General features: G+C 49.0%; 1 protein-coding gene. It reads left to right on the forward strand.

Annotated elements, in window-relative coordinates; translation table 11 throughout:
* Positions 1 to 516, forward strand: a 516-nt coding sequence (locus R7Q11_RS29405) for a TolC family protein (RefSeq protein WP_225467372.1), incomplete at both ends; no start/stop codon positions are given.

Here is a 516-nt window from a genome sequence, read left to right on the forward strand (position 1 = left end):
TGAGTAAGTTGGATGAAAAGCTGCAAGCCAACGCACAAATGCAGCGCCGTTTGGTCTCGCAACTCTCAGAATGGTTGGGCTCTGACTGGCTCAATACCTATACCCAAAACGGACGCTCAACACTCCAAGCCAGCAACACACTGACTTGGGCGTCATTGAACCAAAAGTTGTCTGCAAATAGCGAAACGACCAAGCACTACCAACAGTTGAGTGAGCACCCGATGGTGAAAATGGCAGACGTAAGTATTTCTGCCAATGAAACTCAAGTGGACATTGCAGAGCAAGCTTACACGCCTCAATTCGGTGTGGAAGTGATGTACGCTTATCGTCAAGCCAACAATATGAAAGGCGAACCTGCATCGGATTTGGTGAGCGCGTATCTAACAATGGACATTCCCCTGTTCACTGGTAATCGCCAAGACCGCAACTTAGCCGCCGCGCAGTATCAAGTGGGTGCAGCTCGCTCACAAAAAGATACGTTACTGACTCAGATGAACGCGAAGGTCAACACATTGC

Source organism: Vibrio sp. 970 (genome assembly GCF_033339075.1).